Annotated in this window: 16 protein-coding genes and 1 tRNA gene; 11 read left to right on the top strand and 6 right to left on the bottom strand. The window is 48.7% G+C overall.

The window, feature by feature from the left end; genetic code table 11:
• Window positions 1-22 precede the first annotated feature (22 nt).
• The 5 genes from BO18_RS19235 to prmA all read left to right on the top strand — a co-directional run bounded on the left by BO18_RS19235 (window position 23) and on the right by prmA (window position 5,580).
• Window positions 23-652, top strand: coding sequence for a nucleotide exchange factor GrpE (locus tag BO18_RS19235; RefSeq protein ID WP_034449008.1), 630 nt, complete (start codon window positions 23-25; stop codon window positions 650-652).
• Window positions 653-685: 33 nt separating this feature from the next.
• Window positions 686-1,288, top strand: coding sequence for an ATP-dependent Clp protease proteolytic subunit (locus BO18_RS19230; protein WP_034449007.1), 603 nt, complete (start codon window positions 686-688; stop codon window positions 1,286-1,288).
• A 51-nt stretch (window positions 1,289-1,339) separates the two neighbouring features.
• The gene (gene dnaK, locus BO18_RS19225) at window positions 1,340-3,208 is read left to right on the top strand and encodes a molecular chaperone DnaK (protein ID WP_051688956.1); all 1,869 of its coding nucleotides are present in this window, start codon (window positions 1,340-1,342) and stop codon (window positions 3,206-3,208) included.
• Window positions 3,209-3,350: 142 nt separating this feature from the next.
• Window positions 3,351-4,484, top strand: a complete 1,134-nt coding sequence (gene dnaJ / locus BO18_RS19220) for a molecular chaperone DnaJ (RefSeq protein WP_034449006.1) — start codon at window positions 3,351-3,353, stop codon at window positions 4,482-4,484.
• Between the two features lie 64 nt (window positions 4,485-4,548).
• Window positions 4,549-5,580 carry a 50S ribosomal protein L11 methyltransferase gene (gene prmA, locus BO18_RS19215; protein ID WP_034449005.1) on the top strand — a complete coding sequence of 344 codons (1,032 nt, stop codon included), beginning with the start codon at window positions 4,549-4,551 and terminating at the stop codon, window positions 5,578-5,580.
• A 421-nt stretch (window positions 5,581-6,001) separates the two neighbouring features.
• Here prmA and BO18_RS33115 read toward each other — a convergent pair whose 3' ends face one another.
• Window positions 6,002-7,294, bottom strand: coding sequence for a hypothetical protein (locus BO18_RS33115; protein WP_051688954.1), 1,293 nt, complete (start codon window positions 7,292-7,294; stop codon window positions 6,002-6,004).
• 233 nt (window positions 7,295-7,527) lie between these two features.
• Here BO18_RS33115 and hisS point away from each other — a divergent pair, with 233 nt between their 5' ends.
• The 4 genes from hisS to lepA are packed head-to-tail and all read left to right on the top strand — an operon-like array spanning window position 7,528 to window position 13,110.
• Entirely contained in the window at window positions 7,528-8,784 is a 1,257-nt protein-coding gene (hisS, locus tag BO18_RS19205; protein WP_034449004.1) for a histidine--tRNA ligase, read from the top strand.
• Window positions 8,785-8,819: 35 nt separating this feature from the next.
• Window positions 8,820-10,610: an aspartate--tRNA ligase gene (gene aspS / locus BO18_RS19200; RefSeq protein ID WP_081861152.1), complete on the top strand. Its 1,791-nt coding sequence runs from the start codon at window positions 8,820-8,822 to the stop codon at window positions 10,608-10,610.
• Window positions 10,607-11,281, top strand: a complete 675-nt coding sequence (gene lepB, locus BO18_RS19195; protein ID WP_051688953.1) for a signal peptidase I — start codon at window positions 10,607-10,609, stop codon at window positions 11,279-11,281. The genes aspS and lepB overlap by 4 nt, the downstream gene beginning before the upstream one ends.
• A 14-nt stretch (window positions 11,282-11,295) precedes the next feature.
• Window positions 11,296-13,110: a translation elongation factor 4 gene (lepA, locus tag BO18_RS19190; protein WP_034449002.1), complete on the top strand. Its 1,815-nt coding sequence runs from the start codon at window positions 11,296-11,298 to the stop codon at window positions 13,108-13,110.
• A gap of 9 nt (window positions 13,111-13,119) precedes the next feature.
• On the opposite strand, the gene BO18_RS19185 is transcribed toward lepA, so the two are convergent.
• The 3 genes from BO18_RS19185 to BO18_RS19175 form a co-directional block, all read right to left on the bottom strand.
• Window positions 13,120-14,691: a Trm112 family protein gene (locus tag BO18_RS19185; protein ID WP_034449001.1), complete on the bottom strand. Its 1,572-nt coding sequence runs from the start codon at window positions 14,689-14,691 to the stop codon at window positions 13,120-13,122.
• 70 nt (window positions 14,692-14,761) lie between these two features.
• Window positions 14,762-15,466 carry a prolipoprotein diacylglyceryl transferase family protein gene (locus BO18_RS19180; RefSeq protein ID WP_034449000.1) on the bottom strand — a complete coding sequence of 235 codons (705 nt, stop codon included), beginning with the start codon at window positions 15,464-15,466 and terminating at the stop codon, window positions 14,762-14,764.
• A 6-nt stretch (window positions 15,467-15,472) separates the two neighbouring features.
• Entirely contained in the window at window positions 15,473-16,138 is a 666-nt protein-coding gene (locus BO18_RS19175) for a hypothetical protein (protein ID WP_034448999.1), read from the bottom strand.
• 287 nt (window positions 16,139-16,425) lie between these two features.
• Here BO18_RS19175 and BO18_RS19170 point away from each other — a divergent pair, with 287 nt between their 5' ends.
• Window positions 16,426-18,156: an ABC transporter ATP-binding protein gene (locus tag BO18_RS19170; protein WP_034448998.1), complete on the top strand. Its 1,731-nt coding sequence runs from the start codon at window positions 16,426-16,428 to the stop codon at window positions 18,154-18,156.
• 53 nt (window positions 18,157-18,209) lie between these two features.
• Here BO18_RS19170 and BO18_RS19165 read toward each other — a convergent pair whose 3' ends face one another.
• Both BO18_RS19165 and BO18_RS19160 read right to left on the bottom strand, forming a co-directional pair.
• Window positions 18,210-19,280: an acyltransferase gene (locus tag BO18_RS19165; RefSeq protein WP_081861151.1), complete on the bottom strand. Its 1,071-nt coding sequence runs from the start codon at window positions 19,278-19,280 to the stop codon at window positions 18,210-18,212.
• 69 nt (window positions 19,281-19,349) lie between these two features.
• A tRNA-Leu gene (locus BO18_RS19160) sits at window positions 19,350-19,432 on the bottom strand.
• 167 nt (window positions 19,433-19,599) lie between these two features.
• Here BO18_RS19160 and BO18_RS34960 point away from each other — a divergent pair.
• Entirely contained in the window at window positions 19,600-20,610 is a 1,011-nt protein-coding gene (locus BO18_RS34960) for a M15 family metallopeptidase (RefSeq protein WP_185752514.1), read from the top strand.
• Window positions 20,611-20,672: the final 62 nt, after the last annotated feature.

The following is a 20,672-nucleotide window of genomic DNA, read 5'->3' as shown; positions in this document are numbered from 1 at the left end:
TAAACGAAAGGAAAAGACATAAATGGCAAGCAATGGAGAAGAGATCATTTTCGGCGCCGACGACGAGCCCGTAAAGGCTGAGGCCGACAATTCGGCTGTCGAGGATGCTGCAGCATCCGACAAGGCTTCTGCAGAAGGTTCCGCAAATGGTCAGGAAGATCAGGAGAACGCTGAACAGCAGACTGAGCAGCAGGCTCCGGAAGCAGCAAAGGCAGACGAGGCTTCAAGCGAGCTCGAAGCAAGATACATGAGCCTCTATGCAGAATACGACAACTACAGAAGACGCACACAGAAGGAAAAGGACAACCTCTATGCTGATGCTGTGGCAAGCGTAACAAAGGAATTCTTAACGCTCATCGATAATCTTGACAGAGCAACCGAAGGCGCTAAGAAGTCTGACGGGTCTTCTCTCGAGAAGATAATCCAGGGAATGGAACTCGTCGGAAGACAGGCACAGGACACGCTCACAAAGATAGGCGTTGAAGAGATCCCCGCAGAGCGCGGAATGAAGTTCGATCCCAACCTTCATGATGCGATGATGCATGTGGAAGATGAAGAACTCGGCGAACAGGAGATCGCGATGGTCTTTGCCAAGGGCTACAAGTACAGGGACAGAGTCATCAGACATGCTCAGGTCCAGGTCGCAAACTAAGTTTAAGAAAATTGAAAATAAAGGAGAGTAAACATGGATAGAATAACATCTAGCTTGGTTCCTACAGTAATCGAGACAACCGGCCGCGGCGAGCGCGCCTATGACATTTATTCAAGACTCCTCAAGGAGAGGATCGTAATCCTTTCAGAGGAAGTAAACTCAGTAACTGCAAGCCTTATCACGGCGCAGCTCCTCTTCCTTGAGGCAGAGGATCCCGATAAGGACATCCAGTTCTACATCAACAGCCCCGGAGGATCTGTATCTGACGGTCTCATGATCTACGACACCATGCGTCTGATCAAGCCTGACATCCAGACGATCTGCATGGGTATGGCAGCTTCGATGGGTTCCGTTCTTCTTTCGGCAGGCACAAAGGGCAAGAGATGCATCCTTCCTAACGCCGAAGTCATGATCCACCAGCCTTTGGGCGGTGCACAGGGCCAGGCAACTGAGATCCTTATCGCTGCTGACCACATCAAGGACACGAGAGTAAGACTCAACCAGATCCTCGCAGACAACTGCGGCAAGGACCTGGAGACTCTGATGAAGGATACGGACAGAGACCACTGGATGACAGCTAAGGAAGCACTTGAATACGGCATCGTAGACAAGATCCTTGAGAGCAAGAAAACTTAATTAAGTGATAGATAAATTGCAGGTCCGTAACGGACCAAGGAGGAAAATAATATGGCAAAAGTAATCGGTATCGACCTTGGTACTACAAATTCATGTGTTGCAGTTATGGAAGGTTCGGAGACAGTAGTCATCCCGAATCCCGAAGGCAACAGAACAACACCTTCAGTAGTAGGTTTCACAAAGACAGGCGAGCGTCTTATCGGACAGGTAGCCAAGAGACAGGCAGTTACAAATCCTGAACGTACGATCCAGTCTATCAAGAGAGAGATGGGTTCCAACTATAAGGTATCCATCGACGATAAGCAGTACACACCTCAGGAGATCTCCGCAATGATCCTCTCAAAGCTCAAGAGCGATGCTGAGGCTTATCTCGGAACAACTGTTACACAGGCTGTTATCACAGTTCCTGCTTACTTCACAGACTCTCAGCGTCAGGCTACAAAGGATGCAGGCCGTATCGCAGGTCTTGAGGTATTGAGGATCATCAACGAGCCTACGGCAGCTTCCCTTGCTTACGGTCTCGATAAGGAATCCGACCAGAAGATCCTCGTATTCGACTTGGGCGGCGGTACGTTCGATGTATCCGTTCTCGACATCGCAGACGGCGTTTTCGAGGTTCTTGCAACAGCAGGTAACAACAGACTCGGCGGCGACGACTTCGATAACAAGATCGTTGATTACCTTGTAGAGTCTTTCAAGACATCCGACGGCGTAGATTTAAGATCTGACCGTATGGCTATGCAGAGATTGAGAGAAGCAGCTGAGAAGGCTAAGATCGAGCTCTCCGGCGTTACATCTTCCAACATCAATCTCCCTTACATCACAGCTGATGCAACAGGTCCTAAGCACATGGACATCACTCTCACGAGAGCCAAGTTCGATGAGCTCACAGCTGACCTCGTACAGAAGACAATGGATCCTGTTAAGCGCGCAATGAGCGATGCTTCAGTATCTCCTTCCGATATCGACAAGATCCTCCTCGTAGGCGGTTCCACAAGAATCCCCGCAGTTCAGGATGCAGTTAAGAACTACTTCGGCAAAGAGCCTTTCAAGGGCATCAACCCTGACGAGTGCGTTGCTATTGGTGCAGCTATCCAGGCAGCAGTCCTCACAGGTGATGTTAAGGGACTCCTTCTCCTCGACGTTACACCTCTTTCACTCGGTATCGAGACAATGGGCGGTGTATGCACAAAGATGATCGAGCGTAACACGACGATCCCTACAAAGAAGAGCCAGGTATTCTCCACGGCAGCTGACGGCCAGACACAGGTTGAGGTCCACGTACTCCAGGGTGAGCGTGAGATGGCTGCATACAATAAGACACTCGGAAACTTCATCCTTGACGGTATCGCACCTGCACCCCGTGGTGTTCCGCAGATCGAAGTCACATTCGATATCGACGCTAACGGTATCGTTAACGTAAGCGCTAAGGATAAGGGCACAGGCCGTGAGCAGAAGATCACGATCCAGTCTTCTTCCAACATGAGTGAGGAAGATATCCAGAAGGCTGTTAAGGAAGCTGAGATGCACGCAGCTGAAGATAAGGCCATCAAGGAGAAGGTCGAGATCAAGAACCAGGCAGAGACAGCTTGCTTCCAGGCAGAAAAGACCATGAAGGATGCCGGCGACAAGATCTCTGACGCTGACAAGGCTCCGGTAAACGCATGCATTGAGAAGCTCAAGGGCGCTATCGCTCAGGACAATACAGAGGAGATGAAGAAGGGCACTGAAGAGCTCACACAGGCTCTCTATAAGCTTTCCGAGAAAATCTACCAGGCTGCAGGTCCTGCACAGGGTGCTCCGGGAGCAGGTCCTCAGGCTCAGCCCAATCCTGAAGATTTTGCAGGCTACGGCACTGAGTCCACAGGCGGCAATGCAGGTGAAGGCGACGGCTTCAAGAATGCAGGCGGCGACTTCTAATCTGAATAAAATCTGCTAAAATAATCCGGCACTTCCGTTCCTAAAGGATGTGCCGGATAAATGCATATAAGTAACTGCTATTTTTCTGCACGGGTTTTGATCTATGCAGGGAAAGCGAAAAAAAGAATGGAGGGATTCCTCTTTGCCTAGAGATTATTATGAAGTCTTGGGAGTAAGCAAAGGAGCTTCCGACGACGAGATAAAGAAGGCTTTCAGACAGCAGGCCAAGAAATATCACCCGGACCTTCATCCGGGCGACCAGGAGGCCGAGGCCAGGTTCAAGGAAGTAAACGAAGCATATTCGGTACTTTCAGATCCTGATAAGAAAGCCAAGTACGACAGGTTCGGTCACGCAGGCGTTGATCCCAACGGATTCGGCGGAGGCGGCGGCGGTGCCTACGGCAGCTACGATGTTGACTTGGGCGACATATTCAGCACGTTCTTCGGAGGCGGCTTCGGAGGAAGCTCGAGAAGACGTACGGGTCCCCAGAGAGGTGCTGATCTTAAGTATCACATGGCATTGGAGTTCATGGAGGCGGCATTCGGCGTTTCCAAGTCATTCCAGCTGACAAAGGAAGATATCTGCAAATCCTGCAACGGTTCAGGAGCACAGCCCGGAACGACTCCGGAGACATGTCCGACCTGCCGCGGTGCGGGAAGAGTACAGCAGCAGACGCAGACCCTCTTTGGCATGACCATGGTCACGAAGGGATGTCCCACCTGCGGAGGCAGAGGAACAGTTATCAAGACACCGTGCTCACAGTGCAGGGGCAAGGGAAGACTTAAGACGGTCAAGACCATCAACGTTAATATTCCTGCCGGTGTCGATACGGGCGACATGCTTCCAGTAAGAGGCGAGGGTGAACCCGGTACAAACGGCGGACCTTACGGTGATCTTTATATCGAGTTCAAGGTCAAGAAGCACGATGTTTTCGAGCGCAGCGGAAGCAACACTTCCTGCAACGTTCCTATAACATTCGCACAGGCCGCATTGGGCGGAGAGATCGAAGTCCCGACCATCTACGGCAAGGAGAAATATTCTCTCAAGGAAGGAACGCAGCCCGGTGATACCATCACTCTGAGGGGCAAGGGAATGCCGAACAAGAACAATCCGAACATGAAGGGTGACCATGTCGTCAAGTTCGTTCTTGAGGTTCCGACAGGTCTTTCGCGCGAGCAGAAGCAGCTCTTAAAGCAGTTCAATGACACGCTGACAGACCGCAACTATATGAGGAGCAGCCAGTTCTTCCAGAAGATAAAGAATCTTTTCAAGTAATTATTTCACGTCATCAAGCGGGGATCCTTTTGCGGTTCCCGCTTTATTTTGAGAGGGCAAGACTATGAGATGGGCAGAGATCACGATCAGGACCACAGAAGAAGCTTCCGACGCGATTTGCGAGATGCTGGCGCAGGTCGGCGCTGACGGCATCGCATCACAGGATCCGCAGGAGTTCAGGAATACGATAGACAACGATCCTTTGAGCTACTGCGATGACGGAACGATCGAAAGCTATGGTCAGGACGTGGTGATTAAAGCCTATTTCGCCGAGACTGACGACGGCATTATCCGCATGGGCGCAAAGAGCGAGGAATTTGCAAACCCTGACGGTGTCGGAACGATATACGGCTCCATCACGGACAAGGAGCTCCCTACCGCTGAGGCTATGGATTTCATTAAGAGCCGCCTTGCCGGGATAGGTGAATTCCTTGACATCGGTGCCGGCTTTGAAGGTTTCCGCTATGTTGCAGATGAAGATTGGGCGAACAACTGGAAGAAGTACTACGAGGAGTTTAAGCTCTCCGACAGGATCGTCATCTGTCCCTCATGGATAGAAGAGGGTGACGCCGAGCTCGAAAAGGATGCCTTCAAGGTAATCCTCGATCCGGGTTCGGCTTTCGGCACGGGTACGCATGAGACGACCGCGATGTGCGCGGAGATCCTTGACCGCGTGATCAAGCCCGATACGACTGTTCTGGATCTTGGTACGGGTTCTGGCATCCTCGCCATAATAGCGAGCAAGCTTGGCGCGAAGAGCGTTGACGCCGTGGATATAGATTCCCTGGCCGTAAAGGTCGCAGAAGAGAATTGCGCGATAAATGAATGCCCCAATATCACATGCTACACGGGTGAGCTAAAGAGCGTTAAGAATGCGCCTTACGACCTGATAGTCGCAAACATCATCGCCGATGTAATAGCCGCTATTGCGTGCGACATCCCCGCAGATCTTGCAGATGACGGCATCTTCGTATGTTCGGGCATTATCAATAACAAAAAAGAGCGTGTTGTTGAGGCTCTGAAAGCTGCTGGAATGGAGATCGTTGCCGAGCAGTCCAGAAATGACTGGATGGCATATATTGCAAAGAAAAGCTGATAATTGAAAACGATATCGTAGCTTTCCTTGCAGGCGATTTTATCCCAAACCGTGAATTATTGCCTCCGTGGGATATTTTTCAGAGGTGAATTTATCCCAAAAGCTTAAAAATGCTTCACTTGGGATAATTTGCGGTCCGATTTTTATCCCAAATCGCAAGAAACCCTCATCTTGGGATAATTTCGAGCACAAATTTTATCCCAAATCACAAGAAAACCTCATCTTGGGATAATTTCGATCTCACCTTTCAAAAGTCGAGGTATCGAAACGCAGATAATCACTTCGATTTCGATACCTGTCGAAAAGACAGGTCAGAATTCTGCAATCAACTGCAACTGCCACACTTGCTGAAACAATAAGGGCTGTCTCATTATGTTTTGAGACAGCCCTTAGCAGGTTTACTTTTGTTATGTATTCTTACTTACGGATTGGTGCAATAACCTGCGCTGTTGAAGTTATAACTCTTGCCGTTGATCGTAAGTGTCTGATTCTTTGCATACCATCCGGTTGCGTCGCCGAACCACCAGCCGGTTGAATCTTTCTTCCAGGATGCCCTTTGCTTATAGCTCCAGGCACCGCCTTTACTGAGCCAGTAACCGTCGCAGTATTCATTCTCGGCCATTGCGCCTGATGATTTGAAGTAATACCATGTGCCGTTTATCTGTTTCCAGCCGGTGACCATTTTGGCGGCTATGTAGTCACTGCCTCCGCTCTTATCTTCGAAATAGTACCATTTGCCGGAATCGTTTACCCAGCCTGTCTGCATAACGCCGCTCTTATTAAAGTAACGCCATTCGCCTTTGATGAGCTGCCAGCCCGTCTGCATTACACCGTCTTCGTTTACATAATAAACGGTTATATCGTGAGTACCTCTCGAAACATCCCAGTCGTAGATGGTTACATAGGTGCCTGTAAGCATATATTGACTTACACCGAAGAAGTACCATTTGCCGTTAATCTTATTCCATCCGTAACAACCTTCACCGCTGCCGTTGAATCTGTACCATTTACCATCGATCTCTTTCCATGTGTTGGTGATGATGTAACCGTCTTTGTCAAAGCAGTATAAGAAACCGCCAATATATTTCATGCAATCCTTCGGATAAGAACCGTCTGCGTTCTTGAACCACCAGCCTTTGGAATTACTCTTCCAGCCATAATCTTTATAGGAAGTGACCATGGTTGAATTGTCAACAAGGATCGAGCGGTAAGGATATACCCATGATTCGTTATAAACTGAATATTCTGTGGTGGTGTCGGTCCATTCTGTTTCCTCTCCCTTTTGATAAGCAAGCTGGAGTCCGGGATTTGCGGATATATCGATCGAGGACAGATCTGTTCCATAGGTATAAAGCTCGCAAAGATTGGTTAAGTATTCGATACCTTTAAGTGAAGAGACATCCATATCTACCACACTGAGCCTCTTTATGTATTCGATCTCTTCCTCCGACAGATAGCCGTTTTCATCCGAATCATATTTGGATGTCATGAGAAGCTCTCTGAATGTCTTATCCGGGAAGTTAGTTGAATTAATTGCAATTTCAGTAGATGCAGATCCGTACATTACTTCCCCGGATACCGTATCTTCTTCCACGTCAATGACATCTGATCCGCCGGATGACTGTTCATCAGCCAGGACACTGATACCGCCGCCAAGCAGAATGCTCGATGAGAGCAGAAGAGAGATCGCATTTTTCGTCAAATCATTTTTCATACCCTATTCCTCCTGTTTTATTTGGTAATTCGATTATATCCGCAAAACAGATAAAAAATAAGACTTTTTTGATAAAACCCGCGAAATTGTGATACGGATTTGCCAATGTCCCGAAATAATCAGCCTTAAGCAGTTTGTTTGATTTTTTGAGATGGGGATCTCTGATAATTGTTTATCAAGACGCCTGTTTTCTGTTATAATTACTTGTTATTTAAAAGATTTAGGAGAACAGCATGAGATACGCAGCACAGAAGGGTACGAGGGATATACTTCCTTCAGAGATACACAATTGGCAGATCGCAGAGAAGGTTTTTGCCGATGTATGCCATTCCTTCGGCTATGAAGAGATCAGGATCCCGACTTTCGAGCAGACAGATCTGTTCCAGAGAGGTGTCGGTGATACCACGGACGTTGTAACCAAAGAAATGTACACATTTGAGGATAAGGGCGGAAGGAGCATCACCTTAAGACCTGAAGGTACTGCCGGTGTTGTCAGGAGTTTTATCGAGAACGGTATGACGAGCCTTCCTTCTCCTGTCAGGATGTTCTATAACATCACGGCTTTCCGTTATGAGAAGATGCAGAAGGGCAGGATGCGTGAGTTCCACCAGTTCGGTCTGGAGTCTTTCGGTGCGGCAGGCCCGGATATCGATGCGGAGATCATCTCCGTAGTTGACGTCTTCTTCAAGAAGATGGGACTTAAGAATATCGCACTGCACATCAATTCCATTGGATGCCCCAACTGCCGCGGAGAATATAACAGGCTCCTGAAGGATTATTTCAGACCTCATGTTTCTGAGATGTGTGAGGACTGCCAGGCAAGATTCGAGAAGAATCCTTTGCGCATGATCGACTGCAAGGTCGATGGAGGCAAGGATCTGGTTAAGAATGCACCCAGGCTCATAGATCACCTCTGCGACGATTGCAGGGCACATTTCGAAGGCCTTAAGACAAGACTTGAAGCGATCGGCATTTCTTACACTATCGACCCTAATATCGTTAGAGGTTTGGATTACTATACAAGAACAGTCTTCGAGTTCGTATCGGAGAACGTCGGTACGCAGGGGACCATCTGCGGCGGCGGAAGATACGACGGACTTGTGGAAGACTGCGGGGGAGCTGCTACTCCCGGCATCGGATTTGCAATGGGTGTCGAAAGACTCCTTCTGGAGACCGAAGCTCAGAATGCGCTCAAGGAAAAGCCTTCTTATGTGAAGATCTATATTGCTTCAATGTCTGAAGCTGCAAAGATCGAAGCACTCAAGATCTGCTATTCATTAAGACTTGCAGGAATCGGCTGTGAGACAGACATGGCAGGCAGATCTTTTAAGGCTCAGATGAAGTATGCAGGCAAACAGGGAATACCGTTCCTCGCCGTTATCGGCGACGATGAGCTCGCTAACGGCGAAGTAAAGGTCAAGAATATGGCAGACGGTTCCGAGACAACCGTTAAACTTGACGGCATCGGTGATTTCCTTGCTGGAAAATAACATAGAAAAGTTAAGCATTTGCTGGAGGTAATATAATGCAGTCACGTACACATACATGCGGAGAATTAAGGCTTGCTGATGCCGGAAAGAAAGTACAGCTTTCAGGCTGGCTCGAGAATTTCCGTGAAGTAGGCGCAGAGCTCGGATTCGTTGTTATCCGTGATTTCTACGGAACAACTCAGATAGTCATCGAGACGGCTGAGATGATGAAGACTTTCAAGGCAATAACCAAGGAGTCAACTATCACCGTCGAGGGTACAGTCAGGGAAAGAAGCTCCAAGAATCCCAAGCTCGATACAGGCGATATCGAAGTCGTTCCCGAGAAGGTTACTGTGCTCGGACGCTGCCGTTACAACGAGCTTCCTTTCGAGATCAACCACAGCAGGGAAGCTGATGAAGCGGCAAGACTTAAGTACAGATATCTCGATATCCGTAATCCTGAGGTAAAGAAGAATCTCATCCTGAGAAGCAACGTTATCGCAGCTTTGAGAAATGCCATGATCGAGCACAACTTCATGGAGATCACGACACCTATCCTTACGGTATCTTCACCTGAGGGCGCAAGAGACTATCTCGTTCCCGCAAGAAAGCATCCCGGCAAGTTCTATGCATTGCCGCAGGCACCCCAGCAGTTCAAGCAGCTCCTGATGGTTTCAGGCATCGACAGATATTTCCAGATCGCACCCTGCTTCAGAGATGAGGACGCAAGAGGCGACAGGTGCCCGGGCGAGTTCTATCAGCTCGACATGGAGATGGCATTTGCTAGCCAGGAAGATGTCTTCGCGATCATCGAAGACGTATTGCCTCCTGTTTTCGCAAAGTACGGTAAGTACAACAGAGCTTCAGGCTCTCCTTTTATGCGCATTCCTTATCTTGAGGCTATGGAGAAGTACGGCACGGATAAGCCCGATCTCCGTATCGACCTCACGGTTACGGATGTTACGGATCTTTTGAGAACTGAAGAGTTCGCACCTTTTGCAGAAGGCGAGATCAAGGCGGTTGTTATCTCTGACTTCCACGAGAGCCGCAAGTTCATCGACAAGACTATGGGTGAGTGCGAGATCCAGTCAGGAAGCAAGGGCTACTGGTTCAGAGTAGATGAGAACGGCGAGATCGTCGGAGGCATTTCCAAGTTCGTAGCTCCCAAGAAGGATGAAGTGATCGCCAAGCTCGGCCTTAAGCCTGATACACTCGTTGTTCTTTCTGCAGGCAATAAGGGCCAGGCACAGAAGATGGCAGGTGTTCTCGTAAAGACATTCGGCGCTGCGGTTCCGGGCCACATGGACAAGGAACAGTACGCATTCTGCTGGATCGTTGATTTCCCGATGTATGAGATCGGTGAGGAGTCCGGCGAACTCGAGTTCTGCCACAATCCTTTCTCCATGCCTTCCGGCGGACTAGATGTCCTCCTTAAGGCTGAAAGAGGCGAGATCGATCCTCTGTCCATCATGGCAGACCAGTACGATCTCGTAGTTAACGGTATCGAGCTCTCATCAGGCGCCGTACGTAACCACGATCCTGAGATCATGATCAAGGCATTCGAGCTCGTCAGACTCGGCGAAGAAGACGTTAAGAAGAAGTTCCCTGCAATGTACAACGCATTCTGCTACGGCGCTCCGCCGCATGCGGGCATCGCTCCCGGCGTTGATCGTATGGTCATGCTCCTTTCGGGCGAAGAGACCATCCGCGAGGTAATCCCTTTCCCGATGAACAAGAACGCACAGGACGTCATGATGGATGCTCCCGGATATGTATCAGATAAGCAGCTTGACGAACTTAACATTGCCATCAAAGCTACAAATATTGAGAATGGGGATAATTTATGATCGAAGAAGAGAAGAAAGAGATGGAGAATGATATCTCCGCTGAAGAAAAGACGGATAACGGAGACGGAGCCTCTGCGAAAAAGAAGGGCTTTAAGATCGAAAAGGGCACTACCGCATATGAGATCCTGGACTGGCTCCGTACTATCTGCATCGGTGTCCTTGCCGGTATCTTCATTGTCGTATTCCTCGTGCAGAGAGACAATGTATACGGCGATTCCATGGTGCCGACACTGAGTTCCGGCGACGTTATCTTCGCACAGAAGATCGCGACATATTTCAAGTCATACAACAGAGGAGATATCGTCATCCTCGACGGCAAGAATATGGAAGGATACACGAGGAAGGAATACCTTGTTAAGAGGATCGTAGGTCTTCCCGGAGAGACCATAAGGATCGCTGACGGTGCTGTCTATATCAAGCCCGCTGATTCGGAGGAATTTTATCTCCTTCAGGAAAATTATCTGCCTGCAGGCACAACGACATATGTGATGGAAACAGGTATGAGGAAGGGCTACAACGAAATAACGCTCGCAGAAGATGAATATTTCTGCATGGGCGACAACAGGCCCGTAAGCAACGATTCACGCAACCTCGGACCGTTCACGGTAGACAGGATAAAAGGCATTGCCGTTATCAGAGTATATCCGTTCAGTGATTTCGGATTGATCTGACAAAGGAACACCAAATGAGTGAAAGCTACAGAGATTACATAAGAAACTTCTGCATCATCGCGCACATCGATCATGGCAAGTCCACTCTGGCAGACCGTCTGATCGAACATACGCATGTAAGGGAAAAGCGTGAGATGCAGGACCAGATACTGGACAACATGGATATCGAGCGCGAGCGCGGAATAACCATCAAGTCACAGGCCGTAAGACTTCCATACGTTGCATCGAACGGCAAGACGTATCTGCTCAATTTAATTGATACACCAGGCCACGTTGACTTCAACTATGAGGTCTCAAGATCACTTGCCGCATGCGACGGCGCAGTGCTCGTTGTCGACAGTTCACAGGGCGTTGAGGCGCAGACTCTCGCAAACGTTTATCTCGCAGTCGATGCCGATCTTGAAGTGCTTCCCGTTATCAACAAGATAGACCTTCCTTCGGCAAGACCCGAAGAGGTGTGCCAGGAGATCGAGGATGACATCGGTATCGATGCTTCATATGCACCCTTGATCTCGGCAAAAAGCGACATCAACATCGATGAGGTATTGGAGAAGATAGTCGAATATCTTCCGGCGCCGGACGGCGACGAGAATGAGCCTCTGGCAGCTCTCGTTTTCGATTCAAAGTACGATTCATACAAAGGCGTTATCGTCAGCGTAAGAGTCAAGAACGGCACCGTAAAGACAGGCGACCGCATCAGGATGATGCATTCCGGAAAAGAGTTTACCGTAACCGAGCTCGGCATGTTCCATCCGGGTGAACTGGTACCCACCGAGAGCCTTAAGGCAGGCGAGGTAGGATATATCTGCGCGTCGATCAAGAACGTCAGGGACACGGCTCCGGGCGATACCGTAACGCTTGCAGAGAATCCGGCAAGTGAGCCTCTCATCGGCTATAAGGGCATACAGCAGATGGTATTCTGCGGTATATATCCTGTGGACGGTGCAAGATACGGAGACCTTAAGGACGCTTTGGAAAAACTCAGGCTGAACGATGCGGCACTCTCTTTTGACGCAGAGACTTCCGCAGCTCTTGGCTTCGGTTTCAGATGCGGATTCCTGGGTCTTTTGCACTATGAGGTAATCCAGGAAAGACTCGAGAGAGAGTTCAATCTCGATCTTATCAGCACAGCTCCTTCGGTTATCTACAAGATACATCTGACAGACGGTTCCTGCGTTGACTGTTCAAACCCTACGAACATGCCAGATCCGGCATCGATCGATTACATGGAAGAGCCTGTTGTCAAAGCGACGATAATGCTGCCGAAGGAATATGTAGGAAACATCATGGAGCTCTGTCAGGAGCGCCGCGGCGAATATACTGACATGAAGTATCTCGACGAAAAGAGGGTAATGCTCCATTACCTTATGCCGTTAAACGAGATAATCTACGACTTTTTCGATGCGCTCAAATCGCGCACGAGAGGATATGCATCACTGGATTACGAGCCTGCAGGATATCAGAGATCCAAGCTGGTAAAACTCGACATCCTCTTGAACGGAGACCCCGTCGACGCACTGTCTTTCATCGTTCATTCCGACAAAGCATATGCAAGAGGCAGAAGGATGTGCGAGAAGCTCAAGGAGAATATCCCGAGGCAGCAGTTCGAGATCCCTGTACAGGCTGCGATAGGCGGCAAGATAATCGCACGCGAGACGATCAAGGCATATCGAAAAGACGTTACATCCAAGTGTTACGGCGGCGATATCTCACGTAAGAAGAAACTGCTCGAAAAGCAGAAGGAAGGCAAGAAGCGTATGAGACAGGTAGGTTCTGTCGAAGTGCCGCAGGAAGCCTTCATGAGCGTACTGAAGCTGGATGATGAGTAAGCTTTGGGCTTACTGCATCATGCGGTGGCTCTGTCCCTTTTTCTCAAAGACGGTCGCGTTCTCATTGACCGTTTCTTCCTCTGCCTTCGGTACTGAAGTCCTGTAATCATATTTTTCTTCGTAATGCCAGCCTGATTCAAGCGAGATGAAATCTTTTGTTGTCTCATAGGCAGTTATGGGGAAAGAAGAATCGTAATAAGCTTCGACGCCCTGTTCGGGAGCAAGATCGTGGCTGCTCGCCCTTGCGAGTATCTCAAGATCTTTCTTTTCTCTGCTGTGCATTATCTTAGGCAGGATCTCTGCGAGAAAATACATTACCGCACCGATCGTGACCGCTATGATGAGAAGTTCGATCGGGTGATTGTATACGAATCTCATGTACCCGAGGTCGTCCCTGAGGCTTGCGAGCAGACGCAGTAATGCAACTCCGAAAACGGGAAGGAGATATAAGAATGCGCGGATGCCCGTATTCCAGCTTATGGCTTCCATCCTCGCGCGTCTTCCGGTGCGGTTTATGGTCTCCCAACCCTTTGCATAAGGGAACTCTCCGGAAACCTTTCCGGTCTGTCCGTTTACAATGTACTGATAATCCCTTCCGTCAAAATTAATGCTCAGGAACCAGCATGGCAGCAGGGCATACTTGATGTCCTGGTTCTGATACTTTGTGAAGCTCGCGTCAGCTTCCGGAACGAAATCATCATATCCGAAATCTATTTCATCACAAACTTTGAGAGCGTACTTGTCGAGACGCTTGTAGATCCTGTCCGTCATGTCGAGAGGCTGCTCATCGTACTTCTCGGCAAAGAAACCCTGAAGATATTCCGGCCTGAATCTCTCGAGCTCGGAGTAGTCGAAAGGTTCGGCGGCTGCCATAAGGTTGTTTGCGATCTTTATCTCGCCGTCGAAAGGGACATTCTTAAGCCTGAACTTTACCTTGCCGTAAGTAAGCTGGGAGTAGTTTCTGTCTGTTGCCGCATGGTTCTCGTAATATGCCGAGTCGACATTCTTTCCCATGTGTCCTTTTCCGCAGACATTGACTTCGACTTCGGTGGAGATGATCCATGTGGGAACGTACAGACCGGTCATCTTGGCAAGGATCTTCTTTGATTTGAAGTCCTTGGGAAGGTGATCGACACCTGCGCAGTGCTCTTCGAATATGCTGATGGCTTTTTCCTTGTCGAACTTGAAGGGGATGATGTAGTCAGGCTTGAACTCGCGCGTAAGTCTTCTCGATACGAGAGCGGGCGAACCGCAGAAAGCGCAGAACGTGGAAGATGTATTCTTATCTGTCACTATCTCGGCGCCGCATGAATTGCAGACGATCTCGACGCGCTCTTCGTCTTCCTTGCTGACTTCGATCGTGCCGTCGTAATCCTTCTCGGGATTTACCAGGCCGAACGAACCTACCTTATCAAGAGTCGCAGGATCGAATAATCCGCCGCAATTTCTGCAGATCATCGCCCCGTGAGTAAGATCGTAGACGAGATTAGATGCGCAGTTCGGACATTTTAATGAATCTGCTGAGAAAGACTTTAACTTAGGCGTGCCGAATTTCTCCGACGGCTTATCCCAAATAGCCATAAAACACTACCCCTCTTATAAAATTGCTCTTATTCCTGAAAGTAAATATACAATAACGCTCAAATTGTTGTCAACGATAATTGATTTTGAGGATCTTCTTCCAGACGAGCACCAGTATGACGGCGATGGCGCCTGCAATGAGGACCGTGATCTGGCCTGAGGATACGGGCGATCCGTCATGGTAATACTTCAGGTATTCCAAAGCAAATCTGACGGGTATCAGAACCGCAAGGATAATGCAGATCGCACTGAACTTGTTCTTCATCTTTGTTATGAGGAAAACAGCGAGGATATGTATCAGTATGAATGCCGCCATGTCAACGAGCTGGACAGGGAAATAAGTGCCCGCGTGCTCGTTGTGATATGTGACTGCAAAAGGCCCGGAATAGGGTTTTCCGTGGCAGCATCCGGCAAGAAAGCACCCGAGCTTTGCAAGTCCGTACATGAGAGGCGCAGAAGCTATAAACGCTGCCATTACCTCATCAGGCTTGTCCCTTATGATCAGCGCGGCGATAAGGACTCCGCCGATCAGTCCGACTGCGGCACCGAGTCCCGAAAAACTCAATACTATGCCTCTTTCGGTTATCCTGAACGTGACCATCAGAGATGTGATAAATGTGCATACGATTGCCGTAAGGCAGGTGTAGAATATGGTCTGCTTTCCGACGCCGGATCTGCGCATGAGAAGGACAGCGGCAGCAAAGCCTGCAATTACAGACAGTACTACTATCAGGCCGTATGGAGACCACGAAAAAGCGGGTATGTCTATCTGCATCTCTTATCAGAAACCCTGGCAGTCTTTCGTAATGTACCAGCACATCGCGATGAAAAGTGCCACTGCGATAAGACCTGCTGCGAAAAATCCGATATATACCCACATGAGGACTTTGGCGAATTTGCTCTCTTTATACTTGACCCTGGCGATTATCATGAGTACCCATGCGCCGATAACGGATCCTCCCACGAGCGCAGAGAAGATGCTTACCACTGTCTCGGCCACTTCGCTGAAATTACTCATGTTTTCGATCGTAGACGAAAATGCTCCGGAAATTGTTGAAGGCACGAGCATAAGTGCCAGCGAGATAAAGCAGAGGATGTTTGCCTTCTTTCTTCTTGCAGATCTTTCCTCAGGAGTAAATCCGTCAGAAGGCTGTGCCGGTTGGGACGCAGGATATGCGGGAACACCATACTGGGGTGCCTGCTGATACGGCTGCTGGTATTGCTGCTGATAAACAGGCTGCTGATAAACAGGCTGCTGCACAGGAGCGGGGGCCGGTGCCGGGGCATAGACAGGTGCCTGAGCTGGAGCAGGGGCCGGTGCAGGTGCGGGTGCGGGTTGTGCCGCCATAGGCTGTGCCGTCTGAACAGGCTGAGCAACTGGCTGAGCCTGCACGGGTTGTACAGGAATCTGGGGTTGTGCGCTGTTTATGTTGTTATTGTTCTCCATGTTTGTTCCCTTTCGATGAAACATATTCCATGCGTATTCTATCACTCGGGTTGAGAATTATCACTTCATATAGTCTTTGGTGTGAATAGAAACGAGAATTGCATCTTTTCAACCCTTTTTGTCCTTTCAGAGGGTTGGATTTAAGCAATTTTGTCTTTGATTTGCTTCCGGTGTCAATATTTCGGAAAAAGTGACAGATGTATTGCCTGTTTTTGCAGTTCTGTCTGTAAGCCGTTACGGAAAAGTGCTATTCTTTTTGAACCTGGGGAAAGGAATGAGGAACTGTGATGAAAGATAATCTTAAGAGGATGATCAGTTACTATAGGCCTTATCTGGGAACATTCTTCCTGGATATGGTCTTTGCGATCGTGGCATCCGGTATTGCTCTTGCGATACCTCCGATCGTCGGTGATATCACGAGTGAGATACCAAACATGACTTCAGAGGAAGGTCTTAAGAAGATACTGACCGTCGGAGGCATCCTGATCGTTCTCGTGATCATCCAGTTCATTGCGAATTACTATATCTCTTACGTCGGACATGTCATGGGCGCCAAGATGGAATACGACATGAGGGCGGAGATATTTGCGCATTACCAGAAACTCTCTTTTTCGTTCTACGATGACCAGAAGGTGGGTCAGCTAATGAGCAGGATCACGAGCGATCTTTTCGAGATCACGGAGCTTTTGCACCACGGTCCCGAAAACATCGTGACATCGCTGATAAAGATAATCGGCTCGTTCATCATTCTGATCAACATAAGCGGATACCTTACTTTGGCGGCATTCATACTGCTGCCGTTCATGTTCGTTTTTGCGTATTTCCTCAACAAGAGGATGCGCAGGGCGTTTAAGGAAAACAGGGTTAAGATAGCGGAGATCAACACGCAGATAGAAGACAATCTCTCGGGGATCAGAGTCGTTAAATCTTTTGCCAACGAAGCCATCGAAAACGAGAAGTTCAAGGTCGGCAACGACGGATTTCTCAGGGCAAAGCGGGCAAGTTACCTGAACATGGGAATATTTCATTCGGGCATGACCGCTTTCACGTTCCTTATCAACATCCTGGTCATAATAGCGGGCGGTATCCTCATGACTAAGGGGCTTGTTCAGATCCCTGAGTTTGTTACGTTCCTTTTGTATATCAATGTCTTTACCGAACCTGTAAGAGTGCTTATTGATTTCACCGAGCAGTTCCAGAACGGATACACGGGATTTGAGCGTTTTGTCGAGATGATAAGCATCGTACCTGACATTCAGGACAAGGAAGACGCGGCCGAGCTTACGGACGTTAAGGGCGACATAAGTTTTGAGGATGTCTCGTTTAAATACAAGGACGGTGCGCACAGGGTTTTGAGGCACATAAACCTGGATGTGCCGGCCGGATCCTATGTAGCCCTGGTCGGATCCTCCGGAGGCGGAAAGACGACGCTCTGCAGCCTCATACCGCGTTTTTACGATGTTACGAACGGTTCCATAAAGATAGACGGAAAAGACATAAGAGACGTTACTCTGAAGAGTCTGAGAGACAATATCGGAATCGTTCAGCAGGATGTCTATATGTTTGCGGGAACCATATATGACAACATAAGCTACGGAAGACCCGGTGCTTCGAAAGAAGAGATAATCGAAGCGGCAAAACTTGCAAATGCGCATGACTTCATAATGGATCTGCCGCAGGGTTACGATACGGATATCGGCCAGAGAGGCGTTAAGCTCTCCGGAGGTCAGAAGCAGCGCATTTCCATCGCGAGAGTCTTTCTGAAGAACCCTCCGATACTGATCTTTGACGAAGCCACGAGCGCCCTGGACAATGAGAGTGAGAATATCGTAAAAGAATCCCTGGAACGTCTCGCAAAAGACCGTACAACGCTTGTTATCGCACACCGTCTCTCGACGATCAGAAATGCTGAGAGGATACTTGTCCTTACAGAGAAAGGCATCGAGGAGAGCGGGACTCACGATGAACTGATGAAGAACAACGGCGTATACGCTTCGCTCTACAGGTTCAACGCTTGAGAAAAGCATCGCGGTGTTGAAAAAGCCGGCGGACACTAATGGCGGATAAAACGTTACGGAACTGTCGCGCGTATTACGGGTATCTTCCTTAATACCCATACTATCAGCATTATAACGGCGTAGATGAACCAGGGCATAAGCAGGCGGTAAGAGATGGTCTGTGTGTTTAAGCCGATCAGATCATCGACCAGTTTGAAGATGAACCATTGGAGCAGATAGGCAGGAAGTGTGTATTGTCCCATGATCTCCACAGCTTTTTTGAGCCAGTTTACTCTGCTGATCAGCTTCGACAGGTCGCAGAGAAGAACGAAAACGGCAAAGGAATAGAGCACGCTGGGAACGTTGCAGTATCCTTTGAAATATGCGATGATCGCGCCATATTCCGTCGAAAGCTTATATGTGCCGATCAGATGCATGGCCAGGCCTGCGGCTCCGAGAACATAGATGAGGATCTTATACTGCAGAGCAGGAGGTCTTTTATAGATGTAGTAGCCTCCGAATGCAAAGAAAAGATATCCCGCTATCTTGGTCATCTCAAAGTCCCATTCAAGTCCGAGATCAAATCCCTGATTAATAAACGGAACAAGTATGTTCAGGAAGAAAAAGGCAAACAGGATATATCTGATCACGTCAAGCTTTCTGCTCTTATCGATCCACGCGAAAATGGGTATGCAGATATAGACAAATAACAGCGCACGGAAATACCAGAAATATTCAATGATGCCGGCGCCCGAAACTAGTCCGTTTATAAGCCACAGCGGAGTCAATTCTTCCTTTGTTATCCTTCCTGAAGCCAGAAGATAGATTACTCCGGCCATGCTCCAGAAAAGATAAGGGACGAAAACTTTCTTTGCACGTTTTTTGAAATATTCTTTCGTCGAATATCTTTCCGGATAATCCAGGAGTGTAATACCGGTTATCATGAAAAATATGGGAACGGCAAAATAGAATATGCTCTCGATCAGGTTGGCGATGAACCAGTTATTTTCTGTTCCCGAATAACTCCAAAAACTGGAATTGGCATGTAAAGTAATAACGGCCAGCGCAGAAAACACCTGACATAAGGTTAATGAAAAATCCTTATAGGTGTACTTTGCGCCGCCGTCTTGCATTGGTTTCTCCATCGTTCAATACTTCTCCCGTATAACGGAAATGAACCCGGGAGAGGAATGCCTACAGATGCCCAACAGTTATGGTGCGCCTGACAGGACTTGAACCTGCACGATCTCTCACCAGAACCTAAATCTGGCGTGTCTGCCAATTTCACCACAGGCGCAAACTACATAATTATATTACAACAACCTGATTATGCAATGAAACTATATAAACCCGGGTTTCATTCTTATGACAAGTGAAAATATACAGATAGTGAAAAATGAAAGCTGTGTTAAGATTGTCAGGTAAGTCCTTGAACTTGCGATAAAGAGCGACAGGAGTATGCCGGTGTCTGACAAAAGAAAGCGCAGAGAGAACTTCATAACAGCCCTGCTGATAGCCGGGATGTGCATGGTTATCGGCGGCACCATCATCTTTGTCGTCAAGTATACCGGAAGAGACAACGAGGTACTGGAACTGTCGGCCGGAATGACTGAATCTCCGGGAACAGGCATGACTGATGAGAGCGGTGACGTGACAGTTGCGGTCACTGAAGATACTTCGGCCGAGACGACTGTTGCCACGGCGACCCCCGTACCGACAGACACTCCCACACCTGAACCCACCGCAACCCCTGTGCCTACGGACACTCCCACGCCATCGCCTACTCCAAAGCCCGAGAAGCTCAAGAGCCTTTCAGGATACAGTGCCGGTGACGTCATCAGCTGGGACAAGATCGACAGGGAAAACCTCTCGGATTATTTTACTTCGTCTTCCATAGAAGAAGGCGACAGCGTCTATAACAGGATCTATGGTAAGTCTTATGTCAGCAACAGTAATATCGGGCTCAGCGATCTTCGCTACCTGAAGATGCTGCACATCAATTTCGACGGCAGCTATCAGGTGGGCGAGATGATCGTCAACAAGGATGTTGCGGGCGAAGTGCTCGAAGTGTTTGAGATATTGTGCGCGGAAGGCTATCAGATCCATTCGATGTACCTTATCGATGATTTCTGGGCAGGGGACGGCGAGTCTTCCGACTGGTATTCAATCGATGCGAACAACACGTCCGCATTCTGTTACCGTCCCGCAACGGGTTCGGGGAATCTTTCGAAGCATGCCCTGGGCAGGGCGATAGACATCAACCCCCAGCAGAATCCTTATGTAACTTATAATTCTGACGGAAGTCCGAAATATTCACATGACAATGCTTCGAACTATGTCAGCAACAGGTCTTCTGACACGGCTCACGTCATCACGACATCAGACAGGGCATACGAACTCCTTACCAACAGGGGATGGACATGGGGAGGCAGCTGGTCGAGTCCCAAGGATTACCAGCATTTCCAGAAGAGCTGACAGCAAATTTGCGTTTTCAACTGTTTTCGCGATGTTTGCAGGCGTGGACAGTTTTTGTTTCA

It is taken from the genome of Butyrivibrio sp. AE2032 (genome assembly GCF_000702965.1).
Note: the sequence above shows the minus strand (reverse complement) of the source record. Positions and strands in the feature narration are given on the sequence as shown.

Coding starts and splice junctions, on each gene's coding strand:
- BO18_RS33115 (WP_051688954.1), bottom strand. CDS start 7,294: ATGAAAAATGATTTGACGAAAAATGCGATCTCTCTTCTGCTCTCATCG.
- BO18_RS19235 (WP_034449008.1), top strand. CDS start 23: ATGGCAAGCAATGGAGAAGAGATCATTTTCGGCGCCGACGACGAGCCC.
- BO18_RS19230 (WP_034449007.1), top strand. CDS start 686: ATGGATAGAATAACATCTAGCTTGGTTCCTACAGTAATCGAGACAACC.
- lepA (WP_034449002.1), top strand. CDS start 11,296: ATGAGTGAAAGCTACAGAGATTACATAAGAAACTTCTGCATCATCGCG.
- BO18_RS19165 (WP_081861151.1), bottom strand. CDS start 19,280: ATGGAGAAACCAATGCAAGACGGCGGCGCAAAGTACACCTATAAGGAT.
- prmA (WP_034449005.1), top strand. CDS start 4,549: ATGAGATGGGCAGAGATCACGATCAGGACCACAGAAGAAGCTTCCGAC.
- BO18_RS19170 (WP_034448998.1), top strand. CDS start 16,426: ATGAAAGATAATCTTAAGAGGATGATCAGTTACTATAGGCCTTATCTG.
- dnaK (WP_051688956.1), top strand. CDS start 1,340: ATGGCAAAAGTAATCGGTATCGACCTTGGTACTACAAATTCATGTGTT.
- BO18_RS19180 (WP_034449000.1), bottom strand. CDS start 15,466: ATGCAGATAGACATACCCGCTTTTTCGTGGTCTCCATACGGCCTGATA.
- BO18_RS19175 (WP_034448999.1), bottom strand. CDS start 16,138: ATGGAGAACAATAACAACATAAACAGCGCACAACCCCAGATTCCTGTA.
- BO18_RS19185 (WP_034449001.1), bottom strand. CDS start 14,691: ATGGCTATTTGGGATAAGCCGTCGGAGAAATTCGGCACGCCTAAGTTA.
- lepB (WP_051688953.1), top strand. CDS start 10,607: ATGATCGAAGAAGAGAAGAAAGAGATGGAGAATGATATCTCCGCTGAA.
- aspS (WP_081861152.1), top strand. CDS start 8,820: ATGCAGTCACGTACACATACATGCGGAGAATTAAGGCTTGCTGATGCC.
- hisS (WP_034449004.1), top strand. CDS start 7,528: ATGAGATACGCAGCACAGAAGGGTACGAGGGATATACTTCCTTCAGAG.